The sequence below is a fragment of the Vibrio bathopelagicus genome, from assembly GCF_014879975.1.
Classification (GTDB): domain Bacteria; phylum Pseudomonadota; class Gammaproteobacteria; order Enterobacterales; family Vibrionaceae; genus Vibrio; species Vibrio bathopelagicus.
In genome coordinates this window covers 694037-708526 of sequence record NZ_CP062501.1, presented here as the reverse complement: position 1 = coordinate 708526, position 14490 = coordinate 694037, and the positions used below count along the sequence as shown (strand labels likewise).

Here is a 14490-nt window from a genome sequence, read left to right as displayed (position 1 = left end):
TAAATCCGCTCAGGAACCTTTGCTGTTATTGCCACCAAAGCGCTAGCTGAGGGAAGATAATAACCAGTGCCAGAACCAGTACTTGAAGTGCAATGAACGGCAGTAGTGAAGAGAATATTTCACCCAAACTGATGTCTTTTGGTGCTACCGATTTTAGATAGAAAGCCGCAGGACCAAACGGTGGTGATAAGAACGACACCTGCATGTTTAGGCAGAACACCACACCAAACCAAACTGGGTCAAAGCCAAGGCCAGTAATGATTGGTACGAAGATTGGCATTGTTAGAAGTGCTACACCTACCCAGTCAAGGAACATGCCTAGTACCAGTAAGATAGCCATCATGATTAATAGCGTTACTGTCGCGTTACCGCCACTGAGCGCAAGGATGGTTTCTTCTACAAAATCAATACCGCCCATTAGGTTGTAGATACCAACCAATGCACTTGCACCGATACCAATCCACATGATCATGCCGCAGGTACGCATTGTTGCCATGGCACTCTCTTTCAGCATGTTGTAGTTCAGCTCGCCACGGATTAGCGCACTTATCATGATGCCAACCACACCCAAAGCAGAAGCTTCTGTTACTGAAGCGATACCTGTGTAGATACTGCCTAGAACCGTTGCGACTGAAAGTAGTGGGAAGAACAACGCTTTAAAGTAGCTGATCTCTGGCTCGTCTTCTTCCATATCTGAATCGCTTGGAAGCGGAGCAAGAGAAGGGTTCAGCTTACAACGAATCAATACGTAACCGATGTAACAGCCCGCTAAGATAAACGCAGGTAAGAACGACGCTTTAAATAGGTCGCCAATAGAAACACTCGCTGTCATACCGTAGATAATTAGAACGATACTTGGCGGAAGCATGGTACCCAATGCGCCACCAGCACAAGTTGTACCGATTGCTAGCTTACGGTCATAACCCAAACGAAGCATTTGAGGCAAAGCAAGAATACCCAAGAGTACCGTTTCACCACCGATAACACCTGACATAGACGCCAGTAGCACGGCTACCAATAACGTTTGCACGGCAACGCCACCACGAACCTTGCGGCCAACGGATTTCATGGCATCAAACAGGTCACGCGCGATACCCGAACGGTCTAATAAAGCCGCCATCAATACGAACATGGGAACTGCGAGGAAAACATAACCAGAAGCAAAGCTGTAAGTACGGCTTGCGATCAAAGGCAGGGCATCAGGACCAAACCAACATAGAGTAAAAAATATCGCGACAAAGCCTGTTACGAAGGCCAGCTGCATACCAGTCAGTAGCAAGCCAATCATCATAACCAGCATGAGCAAACTGCCCCATGCGATACCAATAGAAGATAAATCAAACATCGTCATTCTTCCTTAGACCCATCAACTCTTGGATTAGGTGCAATACAAACTGGACAACAAGAACACACAAAACGACAAAGATCAGGCCTTTCAACAACGCAGGATAAGGCGCGTTTAACACTGAGCCTGATGTCTCAAGACGGAATTCACCCCAAGGCGCAAACCACGCTTCTTCCGCAGTAAAGTAGGCCGCGTAAGCCAACATACCCGCAAAGGCCAAACCAACAATGTGGTGAACAAGATTAAGATACTTACGTGTTTGGTTAGACACTGAATCGTAGATTAGAACAACACGTACATGTTTATCAGCCGCGAAAGCGTAGATGCCGCCAATAATGAAAAGGGAACCACCAATAAATGAAGCCGTCTCGTGTACCCATGTGGTTGGGGCATCAAATGCATAACGCATCACAACTTCATAAAATGAAATCAATACAGTGAAAATGAACAGCCAGCTAACAAAATTACTGATTTTTATAATGAGACGATCAAGCGCATTTTTTGGCTTTTCGTCGTTTTCTGCTGGAGCGTGAGAGGTTTTATCTGTCATGACCAAAATTTCCTGGGAGAGTAAGGGAGAGCAATGCCCTCCCCCGTCAGTAAACTAAGTTTGAATTACAGTAAGCCGTTTTCTTCTAGGAACACAGTTACTGAGGTGTAAACTTTCCCTGCGTTGTCAGAACGCTCGGCAAATACTTTCCATTGACCCTTCGCGATTTCACGGAACTTCTTACGCTCTTCTTGAGACCAGTCGTGGATAGTAATTTCTGGGTTCGCTTGAGCTTCTTTAAGCGCAGCTTGGTCAGCCATTTTCAGCTGAGTTGTCATGTCGTAAGAGAAGTCACGTACAGACGTTTTTAGAATAGTCTGTAGGTCAGCAGGCATCTTGTCCCACTTCTTCTGAGATACTGAAATATCGATAAGCGGTAAAGAGTGGAAACCAGGTTGAACTGGGTGCGTTGCGATGTCGTTCATGCCCGCTTTTTGGTTTGTTGAAAATACCGTGTAGTCAGCGGCATCGATTACGCCTTTGCTTAGACCAGTAAATACTTCAGAACCCGGTAGGTTTACTGGGGTCGCACCCGCTGCTGCGAATACTTGCTGTACTAGGCCTTCTGGAGCGCGCAGTTTAAGACCTTTAAGATCCGCTACGCCATCGATTGGCTTTTTAGAAATGAAAGACTCAACACCTGTCGTAGAAGCACCAACAAACTGAACACCGTAAGGCTTGTACAGTTCAGTCATTAGCTCGTTACCACCACCGTAGTTCATGTATTGCAGTAGTTGAGTTGTGTCAGACCATGCACCAACCATGTTACCGATAAGGCCGAATGCTGGATCTTTACCAGAGAAGTAACCTGTTGCCGTGATATGGCCATCTAGGATGCCCATTTTGATCGCGCCTAGCGTTTCCGTGTGCTTAACCACAGCGCCAACAGGAAGAAGATCGATATCGATACGTCCATTAGACATCGTCTCTACACGCTCAGCCCACTTCTGCTGAACCTTAAAGTTCAAATCACCAGATGGATCTGAAGATTGAATTTTAAGTTTAAAGTCTGCAGCCATTGCTGAAGTAGCAAATAGACCAGTGAGGGAAACAGCAATCAGCGTTTTAGTCAGAGCTTTCATTTGGGTATCCTTATGAGTTTCACAGAGTCCGGCTTGTTGTTATATGTTACCGGTAACGTTGAGGTGTATGTTACCGGTAACTTTGCAACCTTGTCTATGAGAAGGATCACATCTTTAACAATAGTAAAACGTTTGCTATCAATAAGGAAAATGTGACTGAAAAGTCACATTATAGGTTGGAGGCGTGTTTTAATTTCTTTTTAAGTCAGTGAGATAACTAAACCAGCAATGATAAAAATGACGCCTACACCGCGAGTCACGTGCCACTTTTCCTTTAAAAAGTAGATCCCCATCACTACGCCGAAGATGATGCTTACTTGCCTAAGTGCGACAACCAAGCTGACGTTCTCTGTCATGGTCATTGCAAACAACACCAGACCATAGGTCGATGCCATCATGATGCCAGCAATGGTTGCTTTTCTGCGCAATATCCATGCATTAGTAAACTCGATTCTTTGGTTGGTTGCGAATAACCAAATACTAAGCGGAATCACGATCGCCCAAAACTGAATACCCAGGTAGAAAACCGCTGTGTGTTTGTTAGTAATGGTGGGTGTACTTAGAGGCTCTAATAATAGAAGCGCCTCTTTATCAATAATGGAGTAACCCGTGGTTCCAATGGCGGCGATTAACGCCCACAACACACCAAGATTAAGGTAAGCCTTGAGCCTCAACTCAGAGAATTGCTTAAGCGGGACAAACAAACAGCCCAATGTAATCAGTGCAAAACCAATCCACTGATTCGGCGACAGTTCATAACCAATCAACACTGTGCCCAAACCAACCATCAGCACCGGAAGTGCTCGAGCCATTGGATAAATCACACCGATATCAGCTTGTTTATAAGCAGCACCCAACCCAATCAAATAGACGATTTGACAGATCCCACTCAAGAAAACCAGTTGCCAAAATGGAAGGGAGATATTTGACAGCCCAACACTGTGAACATACCAGATTAAGTAAGGAGTCAATATCGCTGCGGCAGCAACTCCAGAGGCTAAGAAGAAAGACGAACCCGATCCTTGATTAGACTTACCTAGGACATTCCAACCCGCATGAAGCAAAGCTGAAATTATCACGATTACAATGGCAGAGAATTCCATTTCATTCCTAAATTGATAACTGATAACTGATAACTGATAACTGATAAGAACAGTCGCTGAAAACAGAGGATAAAAAAGGCCTCCAAATAAGAGACCTTTGATCGTTTCAATTGGGCAAAACTAGCAAGTTGTATGTGTGCCAGCTTTTTAACGTACGACTAGCGCTCTAGCTGCGCGATCGACTCAATACTGATCGCGTCGTGACGCCAATACTCAATATCGCAGTCAATCAAATCACCGTTTTGGTTGTAGTTAACACGTTCGACAACCATTGCTGGAGAGCCAGAAGTCGCACGCAGGGCTTGCGCCGTTTCGCCAAGCAAAGACGTTGTGCTTACTCGGTAACGGATCTTCTGATAGACCACACCAAAGTGCTCTCGGTAAATGTCAGTCAATGACTTAGACAAGTCATAGTCCAGCAAGTTGGGGAACAGCTCAGGTCGAATATAGTTCGTTACATACACAACGGGCCTGTCTTCAAGGTAACGAACTCTATCTACTCGATAAACATCCGAAAAAGGTTGAAGCTCAAGAAGCTTAGTTGCTTCCTTGGTTGCTAACATCCCTTTCGCTGCCACCAACTCTGTTTTCGGCTTACGATTTTGCGACAGAGCCATGTTGGTGAAGTTTAGCGTTTGCGTCGGATCATAACGAAGCGGATCCGGTGAGATAAACCAACCACGTCGATCTTCTCGATAAATACGCCCTTCCGCTTCAAGTGAAGACAAAGCTTCGCGCAACGTAACTCGTGTTGTATCAAACGATTCAGCTAGCTTACGTTCTGCAGGCAGCTTCTGTCGTGGCGTTAACATCCCCGACTCTATCTGCTCTACAATGACGTCTTTAATTTTTACGTACTGCACTTAATTTCCTTTCATTCTTGTTCTTGTCGTCAGCCACTCCTTGGCCAACTGCAATATAAATGGTTCGCTAGCGTTTACGCCAAGCTTGGGTGCGCTTCTCGAATAATTTGTTGATTAGCATATGAACCAACTTAGCACTCGCCGCGGATATCATGATCATTACCGCCATGGCTGCGGCTGCACCAGTTTGCCCTGCATCATCCATATTCAATACTGAAACTGACGCTGGAATCGTATTGGTAGAATACAAGAATACTACCGCAGATGTGGTGGTAAGTGCATTAATAAACAGGTATGTCGCAATATCTAAAATCGCTGGCAGACAAACAGGCACCGTCACCTTAAAGAACAACTTGTATTGAGGTAGGTTTACCGAAGCCGCCGTTGCTTCAATTTCTGAAGGCAGCTGTTTTAATGCGGTTAACGCTGTCATGTGCCCTACCGTGTAGTAGTGAACCACGGTGTTTATCACCAAGAACGCCATCGTTCCATACAAGAAGTTAAGTGGATTGCTCAAGTCGTTAAAGTAGAAGATATACCCCAAACCCAACACCATGCCCGGAACAGCCATTGGCACAACACTAAGCATCTGCATTGCCTGACGAACCGGTCCAAATGCTCTGCCCTTCTCAATGCAGTACGCACCAAGGAAAATCAAAACAGTGCCAATAACCGCAGTCCAGCCACCAAGGGTTAAAGAGTTGAAAAATGGCGTCCAACCATAGGTACTCATTTCTGCGAAGTTATAATTGTTTAGCGTTAACGCCTTGTTCCAAGGCCAAAACGTGACCATAGAACCGTATATCGCCATGCCTAGCACGATAACCACAGCAGCTGAGATGATAGTGCAATAAAGGAAACACAAGCCATCACGCATTGTATTTGGTTCTGGTTGGTACGCGACGGATCGAGTATCAAACAAGCTCTTCTGTTTCTTTTGAACCCAGCGGTCCACTGTAAACGCGAGTAATGCAGGCAACAGCAACAAAATACTGGTCACTGCACCCATTGAGAAATTCTGTTGCCCTACCACTTGTTTAAAGATATCCGTCGATAGAACGTTGTAGCTGCCACCAATTACCTTTGGCACACCAAAGTCACAAACCACCAGCGTAAACACCACGATCAGAGTACTGATCAAGCCATACTTTGCTGCAGGTAACGTCACCATGAAAAAGGTTTTGAGCGATGAAGTATTGAGAGCGCGTGCCGCTTCATACAGACGAGCATCTGAGGTCCTTAACGAGGTGGTCAGAATCATCAAGGCATGAGGGAAAGTCCAAAATATTAAGCCAAGCGAGATACCAATCAAACCGTATACCGAATTTCCTCCTAACACTTCTTTGGCGATACCTTGGTTACCAAATAAGAAGATCAGACTGATCGCAGGAATCAACGACGGAGCTAGAATCGGCGCTGAACCCAACACCTGAAAAAGCCCCTTGAAAGGCATGCATGAGCGAGTCAACGCATAGGCATAGCCAAACGCTAATACGCCAACGACAACCGTTACCAGTAGACCCAAAGTAAAGGTGTTACCTACTGATTGCCAAAGGCTTTGAGAAGAAAAGTAGGTTGCGAAGTTTTGTAAACCTACAAACTCGCCATCTGAATTCTGAACGCTTTTCTTCAACATTGCCCAAAGTGGCATCAGAATGAACAGCGTCATGACTACGGACAAAAATGCCAAAAGCCCAAACAGAATTACGTTGTCTTTACTTAAGCGAGCAACGAAAGGTTGCATTCGTCGTTGAATAAGCTGCTTAGATTGCATCATTTGAGTCGATTCCATGATTGTTACGCAGCCTCGTCTTTCATCGCCTGTAAGCTTTCAGAGGGATAAGCTCTCAAGCCCTCTTCATCAAACGCTACGTAACGAATATCGCTGCGACGCAGCTTCAATTGATTGAACTCTTTGACTGACACATCAACGATGATCTCTTTCGCCGTTGAATCATGTTGTAATTCGCACTCAACTCGATAGAAAGCCCCTAGGAACTCGCTCGATACGATTCTGACTGGCAAAGACTCGTTAAAACGGTCAACAAACTGAATTTGTTCTGGACGCACCGCGATATCAAAACGATCGCCATGCTTTGGGGTCAAGTTATCTAAAACTGGCAGCGGTAACATCGACTCAGCAATACGCATTTTTCCTTTCGCAGCAACAGAAGCTTGAATGAAGTTCATACTACCAACGAATTCAGCGACAAAGCGGCTGACTGGGTTTTGATAGATTTCTTGCGGAGCACCCACTTGTTCGATAACACCATGATTCATGACCACAATACGATCGGCCATGGTTAAGGCTTCATCTTGATCATGAGTCACCATGATGGTGGTGATGCCCAACTTACGCTGCAATTGGCAGATCTCATCACGCAGATGTGTTCTTACCTTCGCGTCAAGCGCAGAGAGCGGTTCATCGAGGAGTAGCAAACCTGGAGACAATGCCAATGCACGAGCGAGAGCCACGCGTTGCTGTTGTCCACCAGACAGTTGATTTGGGTATTTCTGGCCAGATGTTGGTAAACCAATGGTTTCTAACCAAGACTCTACCGCTTCTAGAGCTTCTTTGGTCGACATACCTTGATTTTTAAGGCCAATCGCAATGTTTTCTTCCACAGTAAGGTTCGGGAACAAAGCGTAAGATTGGAACACGATGCCAAAATCGCGCTTCTCAGGCGGTAGGAACGTCGTATCCGCTCCATTCTGCTCAATCGAGCCTGAGGTCGGTAAATCCAGTCCTGCAATCGCACGTAGTAGGGTCGTTTTACCGCAGCCAGATGGGCCAAGGAAACAGACGAACTCGCCTTTATCTATCGATAGGGAGATGTCTTTTAACGCTGTAAATTGGCCAAATTGCTTTACAACGTTTTCGATATTCAAATAAGTTTGGTTGCTCATACTACAGCACTCTTTAAATGGTATATACCAAATTTAAACTTTGAATATTGCAGTTGAGTGACAAATTTATAGAAGCTAAGTGACAGTTATATTGCAGAAGTAAAACTCATTCGAATAGAGGATGATGTTAAACATGTTCGAATGTTCAATAAGTTACATTAAAGGGTTTGCCGTTCGAGAAGTATTTGACGATGAAAGCTAATGGGCTTCTCACCGCCAAATATCAATAGATGCTTTTGTTTGTAACGATTGTTTCTAGCAGAAATAGTTCCTAGCAATGACTAAGCTCATCACACCATAGCGGAGATCCCACACGAGTACCAAAACGTTGGTGTGGATTGACTAAGTGAGGGCGGTCGGCTAATTCATAGTGTGGTAAGTCGTTGATTGAATCACAACCTTGTTGCTGACTAAACACGCTATGGTAATCCCTAGTCCACTCTTTTAGGCCAACGAACTTCCCATATGGATGGTTAGGAAGACCTAAGATCTTAGTCGTATATTGACCGGACTCTTCCACCAATTCAATGCTAACTGCATTTGGAATATTGAGCCTTTTCGCTACGCATGCGGGAACAAATGAAACAACGGCAGATAAGATGACCATCAGCTGATCTTGTATTTTTAACGACCAACTCTCGCGCATAACGTGAGGGAAGATCTTGCTTAGAACTTTGCGATCAATGCACTCCTCTAATAAATCACACACCTCTCGATGTGTTTTATTCTTGAGTGGACGAGTAGCAAATGTAAGATAAGCCTCTTCATTAAGAATCCCTTGAACATACAACGCCATTAACCGGCGTTCTTCGTTCAAAAAACTAGGATCATTAACCAAGCCTTTCTCAACCAAAAATTCGCTCCAAATCATGGCACTGTTACCATCCATGAGTGTTTCTTCTAGATCAAATACATACAGAGGGGTCGTCATATCAATTCTCACTTCAAATCAAATTTCACTTCGAACTCAGCTCTTACTTAAAAACCAACCTTGTTTCAAACCTACTGTTACCTCAAAAAATTACTGCTACTTCCAAAACTACTTAGACTTAAAAACTACTCAGACTTAACTGATAAAGAACAATCTAAACCATGGAATTACTCCACCTTGTCGGCTTTACCTGCCGCACCCGCGAGCTTTGCCAATTGCTTATCCAGCCACAATGGCGTGTTACCAGAATCTTCCGCGTTCTCTTTTCTTCGTACCGCATCCCGAACCATCATGGCGCCTACCCAACGGAATGGTTCTGGAGGGAAATGCCCAAGCGGTCCTTTGGTCAACCCACAACACGTCCAAGCGTTATCGATATCAAGCACCATAGATGACAGAATCTTCCCGCCTATACGAGTTTGAGCCACACCATTACCTGAGTAACCGAGTCCATAATAGATGTTGTTTTGGCCTTTTAGATTACCGAAAAATGGCAATCCTGTGACGGAACGATCTGAACCGCCCGACCAGTTGTAATCGAATTCACTCTGCTCCAGTTTAGGGAACAGCTTTTGGAATGATTGATTGAGAATCGGCAGATAGTTGGTGGTTTGGTTGAACATGCTTTCGACTTTATTCGCGAACGAGAATTTGTTGCCGCCTTTACCCAGCATGAGTCGTCCATCTTGGGTGTCGCGGTAGTAATGAACAAAGATTCGAGAATCCACCACCGCCACTCCTTTTTCGGGACCAAACTGTTTAAGTTTTTCTGGGATTGACTTGGTCACAACCATATCTGACGAGACAACCACAATGCTGCGTTTGAACTCTTTGAAGTGATCGAGCATCCACGCGTTGAGCGCCAAAATCACTTTATCGGAATAGATCGTCCCGCCTTTGGTTTGAATTCGAGCCGGAGAGCCATAGTCGAGTGATGTCATCTCAGTGTTTTCATGAATTTCGACACCTAATTCGAGCGCAACTCGGCGTAAGCCTCTCGCTAATAAAGCCGGTTGCACACTGCCTGCGGCTTCCGAGTAATAACCTTCAATATGACGATCTGAACCGGCTTTATCAGGCAATGACTGATCGCACTTCTTCCAGCTATTTATGCCCTGCTTGACCAATTCATTCACAACAGGCTCCATTCCACCCTTTTGAGCTTGATTAGTCGCCGTGTAATAAGTACCGCTGCGATACAGATGCGCGTCAATGTTGTGTTCGTTACAGAAAGCCTCGATCTCGTAAATAACGTTTTCAGACTCCTTAACCAGCCATTTCGCTTGTTCTTTTCCATAGAGTTTTTTCAACGTTGGATACTTTGTCGACCACGTCAGCATACACCCGCCGTTCGCGCCAGAAGCACCGCTGCCACACAAACCTTTTTCAATCACCACAACGTGCTTTTGAGGCTGTTGCTGTTTGATTAAAATCGCCGTCCATAAACCAGTGTAACCACCGCCGACAATGGCGATATCACAGTTAACGTCTTTTTGAAGCGGCTTAGCTGAATCTAGTCCCGCATTGATGCTGCCAAATTCCTGTTCCAATGCTTGCTTGAACCAATATGAGTAATGCTTTGTCATTTGTTGTACCTTACTTAAAACCTAAAGGCGTAAAACTAAAAAAGGAAGACCGAAGCCTTCCTTTGCTGATTTCTAACTTCTAATGGGCTGCGTATTTAATGGACTAAATGTCTAATGAACCAAGTAGCCAATAAACTAACTAGCTCAGCAGATTAAGATTTTGGCTCTGATTTAGCGTCAAACTTCTCAGACCATGTTTTCAGAACATCTGCACGTTCGCTGCCCATGCGAGCGAAGTCCATTTTTGCCATGTTCTTCTCTACGTTCGGAAAGTTCTCTGCTTTGCCTGTTACATCTTGATGGCCAACAACTGGGTACATTTCGATGTAAAGTTCATTCGCTGCTTTAGAGATAGACCAATCGATAACACGTTGCGCTGCATCCGAAGGCTTCACAAGACCTACCGCTTCAGATTCCCAACCGATACCTTCAGGCGTAATCACAGAAAGTGGCGCACCTTGAGTTTTTAGCTTCGCACCGCGGCTCGCCATAGAAATACCGATAGCCACTTCACCCATACCTGCTTGAACACATGGCTTCGAACCTGAGTGCGTGTAGTGAGCAATGTTTTGATCTAGCTTCTGCATGTAGTTCCAACCTTGGTCTTCACCCATGTTTTGTAACCAAGCCGAAACCTGCATGTAGCCCGTACCAGAAGACGCTGGATTTGGCATCGCAATGTGACCTTTGTAGATAGGCTTCGTTAGGTCATCCCAAGATTTAGGTGCAGGTAAGTTAAGTTGCTTAGCAACCACTTCGTTGAAACAAACTGCATTAAAGAACGCATCATTTCCATACCAAGCTTGAGTAGATTGCGGGTCGTTAAGGTTTGCACGCAACGCCTCTACACCTTGAGGTGTGTAAGGCTTAAGAATGCCCTCTTCTTTAAGCAAAGCCATAGAAGAGCCCGCAAGACCCCATACTACTTCTGCACGAGGGTTGTTTTTCTCAGCCAATAATTTTGCCGTCATGATCCCGGTAGAATCACGCACCCATTTGATGTTGATGTCCGGGTTTTCACTTTCAAAAGCATTTTTGTACTTCGCTAAAATGTCAGTTTCAAAAGCGGTGTAAACCGTCACTTCCTGTGCTGCATAAGCATTACCAGCTAATAGAGTAACTAATGCTGCAAGTGATCCTTTCATAAAACGGTTTTTCATCATTTTCTCCAGTCAGGCTCAACTCTAAAGTGAGAAGTTGCCAAAATTAAAAGTTACCGAGGATTAAAGCTGCCGAGGTTTAACGTTTCTTAAATTAGAAGCCTCATCAGAGGCACCTATATCCATAAATTCATTTCGGTTGTTAGCACATAACTTCAACTTGGTATGTACCAGATAACGAGTACTAACCTAATCGACTTTTGTGACGGTTAAATGAACAAAAAATGGCAGTTTCAAGATCGAAAACTTTCTCAAGACAAGCGACGCATTTGAATATGAAGCTTTTATGAAAATGATGTTTGGGCTATTTACGACCGTTTAAATTGGTTGTTAAAGTAACCCCAAATACTGGTATAGTCCAAAATAGAAATCACGAGAATTGAACATGAGAAACGAATACTTACTACTGACACCAGGTCCTCTATCTACTTCTGAAACTGTTCGCCAAGCGATGCTAAAAGACTGGTGTACTTGGGATGATGAATACAACAAAGACGTTGTTGAAGTGATACGTAGCAAGCTAGTGACTTTGGCGACTAAGCAAGCGGGTTATACGAGCGTACTAATGCAAGGTAGCGGCACCGCTTCAGTTGAAGCAACAATCGGTAGCGTTATCTCTAAAAGCGGTAAGCTTCTTGTTGTTGATAACGGCGCGTATGGTGCTCGTATTGCCCAAATCGCAGAATATTTAGACATTCCATGCCATGTTGTTTCCCCAGGTGAAACATCACAGCCTGACTTGAACGAAATGGAAACGGCATTGGCCATGGATTCAGGCATTACTCACGTGGCGATTGTCCATTGTGAAACCACCACTGGCATGCTGAATCCAATTGAAGACATTGCCAAATTGGCAAAACAGTACAATAAAACCGTCATTCTTGATGCTATGTCGAGCTTTGGTGGTATCCCTATGGATATTGATGACTTAGGTATCGATTACATGATCAGCTCGGCAAATAAATGTATTCAAGGCGTACCGGGGTTCGGTTTTGTTATTGCCAAGCAATCGGAACTCGAGAAGTGCAAAGGCCAAGCTCGCTCATTAAGCCTTGATCTGTTTGACCAGTGGCACTGCATGGAAAGCAACCATGGTAAATGGCGTTTCACCTCTCCAACTCACACAGTGCGTGCTTTTTACCAAGCGTTGCTTGAATTGGAGCAAGAAGGCGGCATCGAAGCTCGTCATAATCGCTACCAAACCAACCAAACTACATTGGTTTCAGGCATGCGCTCTCTTGGTTTTGAGCCACTGCTTAATGATGACCTTCACTCACCTATCATCACCTCTTTCTATTCTCCAACTCATAGCGATTACCAATTCAAAGAATTCTATGACCGTTTGAAAGAACAAGGGTTTGTAATTTATCCGGGCAAGGTTTCAAACGCAGACTGCTTCCGCATCGGCAACATCGGTGAAGTTTACCCTTCCGACATTGAAGCCCTGATTGGCGCAGTGAAAAACGCAATGTACTGGGACATTAAATAATGACGACCAATCAAGAGCCAATTCTAAAGGCGACACACTTTCGAAGCGAAGGCGATGTGAACACCACACCAGCTCGTGAGAAATGGAACGAGTCGCTAAACGATGATGCGACTCAAGCGATGTTAAAACGTGACTCTGACGTATTTCTCCATCAAGCAATGTCAACGCCTTGCCTAGACACTCTTGAAGCCGCAGAAGGCATCTACATTCAAGATGCGACAGGCAAGAAGTACATGGACTTTCACGGCAACAATGTCCATCAGCTGGGTTATGGCCACCCACACATCATTAACAAAGTGACTCAACAAATGGCCTCATTGCCATTCTCGCCACGTCGCTTTACCAATGAAACAGCCGTGCAGTGCGCTGAAAAGCTAACACAGATCTGCGGTGGTGATTTAAATCGTGTGTTGTTTGCGCCAGGTGGTACGTCAGTTATTGGTATGGCACTCAAACTGGCTCGACATGTCACCAACAATTTCAAGGTCGTTTCATTGTGGGATTCATTCCACGGCGCGTCACTTGATGCAATATCTGTCGGTGGCGAAGCTTGTTTTCGTGAAGGTATGGGCCCGTTAATGGCCGGCGTAGAGCGTATTCCACCAGCGGTCTCTTATCGTGGTGCTTTTCCGCTTAATGACTCTTTTTCACTTCACGGGCAAAGCTCAAGCGATAACAATGAGACTGCATGCGATGTGCATTATGCGGATTACCTTGAGTACGTAATTGAAAAAGAAGGTGGCATTGGTGCCTTCATTGCAGAAGCGGTTCGTAACACGGACGTCCAAGTGCCAAGTAAGGCTTATTGGAAACGCATTCGTGAGATCTGTGATAAGCACAACGTCATGTTGATCATTGATGATATTCCAAACGGTATGGGTCGTAGCGGCGAATGGTTTACTCACCAAGCATTTGATATCGAACCTGACATCCTATGTATCGGTAAAGGTTTTGGCGGCGGCTTGGTTCCAATTGCGGCGATGGTCACCAAAGACAAATACAACACAGCAGCGCAAGTCTCACTTGGTCATTACACCCATGAGAAGAGCCCTATTGGTTGCGCGGCAGCACTGGCCACCATGGAAGTGATTGAGCAAGAAAACCTACTTGAAAAAGTGCAAGCAGACAGCGCATTCGTGCGCGAACAATTGCTTCAAATGAAAGAGAAATACCCAGTTATTGGTGACGTTCGCGGCATCGGCCTGCTTTGGGGCGTGGAGTTGGTCACCGACCATATCACCAAAACCCGAGCGTTCGATGAAGCAGAAGCAGTACTTTACCAATGTCTGAACGATGGTCTGAGCTTTAAGGTGTCACAAGGTAACGTGATTCAATTGAGCCCACCATTGATCATCAGCCGTAGCGAACTAGCAGTCGCTCTGTCTGTCTTCGAAAACGCAATAGCAAAAGTCTGCAAAGACTTTGAATACCTTTGATTCGTTATCTAAATCAACATTTAAACCAATAACCTCAA

The 14490-nt window shown here is 44.9% G+C and carries 12 protein-coding genes; 2 read left to right on the top strand and 10 right to left on the bottom strand.

The features are described 5' to 3' along the window. Positions 1-25: 25 nt before the first annotated feature. From IHV80_RS19505 to IHV80_RS19460, 10 genes are all read right to left on the bottom strand, one after another. Positions 26-1345 (bottom strand): TRAP transporter large permease, encoded by a 1320-nt coding sequence (locus tag IHV80_RS19505; RefSeq protein ID WP_192891948.1) that lies wholly within the window; start codon positions 1343-1345, stop codon positions 26-28. After that, positions 1338-1895, bottom strand: coding sequence for a TRAP transporter small permease subunit (locus IHV80_RS19500; protein ID WP_192891947.1), 558 nt, complete (start codon positions 1893-1895; stop codon positions 1338-1340). Before IHV80_RS19500 ends, IHV80_RS19505 begins: the two co-directional genes overlap by 8 nt. Positions 1896-1960: 65 nt before the next feature. After that, entirely contained in the window at positions 1961-2977 is a 1017-nt protein-coding gene (locus IHV80_RS19495) for a TRAP transporter substrate-binding protein (protein ID WP_192891946.1), read from the bottom strand. A 200-nt stretch (positions 2978-3177) separates the two neighbouring features. Next, positions 3178-4080 carry an EamA family transporter gene (locus tag IHV80_RS19490; protein ID WP_192891945.1) on the bottom strand — a complete coding sequence of 301 codons (903 nt, stop codon included), beginning with the start codon at positions 4078-4080 and terminating at the stop codon, positions 3178-3180. Positions 4081-4238: 158 nt separating this feature from the next. After that, complete coding sequence (phnR, locus tag IHV80_RS19485) at positions 4239-4943, bottom strand: phosphonate utilization transcriptional regulator PhnR (protein WP_029189342.1); 705 nt, start codon at positions 4941-4943, stop codon at positions 4239-4241. Positions 4944-5010: 67 nt separating this feature from the next. After that, positions 5011-6720 carry a putative 2-aminoethylphosphonate ABC transporter permease subunit gene (locus IHV80_RS19480; RefSeq protein ID WP_192891944.1) on the bottom strand — a complete coding sequence of 570 codons (1710 nt, stop codon included), beginning with the start codon at positions 6718-6720 and terminating at the stop codon, positions 5011-5013. Between the two features lie 20 nt (positions 6721-6740). Next, positions 6741-7850 carry a putative 2-aminoethylphosphonate ABC transporter ATP-binding protein gene (locus IHV80_RS19475; protein ID WP_192891943.1) on the bottom strand — a complete coding sequence of 370 codons (1110 nt, stop codon included), beginning with the start codon at positions 7848-7850 and terminating at the stop codon, positions 6741-6743. 271 nt (positions 7851-8121) lie between these two features. Then, positions 8122-8781 (bottom strand): haloacid dehalogenase-like hydrolase, encoded by a 660-nt coding sequence (locus tag IHV80_RS19470; protein ID WP_192891942.1) that lies wholly within the window; start codon positions 8779-8781, stop codon positions 8122-8124. 167 nt (positions 8782-8948) lie between these two features. Further along, on the bottom strand, positions 8949-10367 hold the full coding sequence (locus IHV80_RS19465) for an FAD-dependent oxidoreductase (RefSeq protein ID WP_192891941.1): 1419 nt from the start codon (positions 10365-10367) through the stop codon (positions 8949-8951). A 152-nt stretch (positions 10368-10519) separates the two neighbouring features. Further along, positions 10520-11530, bottom strand: coding sequence for a putative 2-aminoethylphosphonate ABC transporter substrate-binding protein (locus tag IHV80_RS19460; protein ID WP_017104203.1), 1011 nt, complete (start codon positions 11528-11530; stop codon positions 10520-10522). Between the two features lie 382 nt (positions 11531-11912). On the opposite strand from IHV80_RS19460, the gene phnW reads away from it, so the two are divergent. Both phnW and IHV80_RS19450 read left to right on the top strand, forming a co-directional pair. Continuing rightward, complete coding sequence (phnW, locus tag IHV80_RS19455; RefSeq protein ID WP_192891940.1) at positions 11913-13016, top strand: 2-aminoethylphosphonate--pyruvate transaminase; 1104 nt, start codon at positions 11913-11915, stop codon at positions 13014-13016. Next, positions 13013-14452 (top strand): aspartate aminotransferase family protein, encoded by a 1440-nt coding sequence (locus tag IHV80_RS19450; RefSeq protein WP_192892178.1) that lies wholly within the window; start codon positions 13013-13015, stop codon positions 14450-14452. Before phnW ends, IHV80_RS19450 begins: the two co-directional genes overlap by 4 nt. Positions 14453-14490 lie beyond the last annotated feature (38 nt).

Coding starts and splice junctions, on each gene's coding strand:
- IHV80_RS19470 (WP_192891942.1), bottom strand. CDS start 8,781: ATGACGACCCCTCTGTATGTATTTGATCTAGAAGAAACACTCATGGAT.
- IHV80_RS19495 (WP_192891946.1), bottom strand. CDS start 2,977: ATGAAAGCTCTGACTAAAACGCTGATTGCTGTTTCCCTCACTGGTCTA.
- IHV80_RS19475 (WP_192891943.1), bottom strand. CDS start 7,850: ATGAGCAACCAAACTTATTTGAATATCGAAAACGTTGTAAAGCAATTT.
- IHV80_RS19500 (WP_192891947.1), bottom strand. CDS start 1,895: ATGACAGATAAAACCTCTCACGCTCCAGCAGAAAACGACGAAAAGCCA.
- IHV80_RS19460 (WP_017104203.1), bottom strand. CDS start 11,530: ATGATGAAAAACCGTTTTATGAAAGGATCACTTGCAGCATTAGTTACT.
- IHV80_RS19505 (WP_192891948.1), bottom strand. CDS start 1,345: ATGTTTGATTTATCTTCTATTGGTATCGCATGGGGCAGTTTGCTCATG.
- IHV80_RS19465 (WP_192891941.1), bottom strand. CDS start 10,367: ATGACAAAGCATTACTCATATTGGTTCAAGCAAGCATTGGAACAGGAA.
- IHV80_RS19490 (WP_192891945.1), bottom strand. CDS start 4,080: ATGGAATTCTCTGCCATTGTAATCGTGATAATTTCAGCTTTGCTTCAT.
- IHV80_RS19480 (WP_192891944.1), bottom strand. CDS start 6,720: ATGATGCAATCTAAGCAGCTTATTCAACGACGAATGCAACCTTTCGTT.
- phnW (WP_192891940.1), top strand. CDS start 11,913: ATGAGAAACGAATACTTACTACTGACACCAGGTCCTCTATCTACTTCT.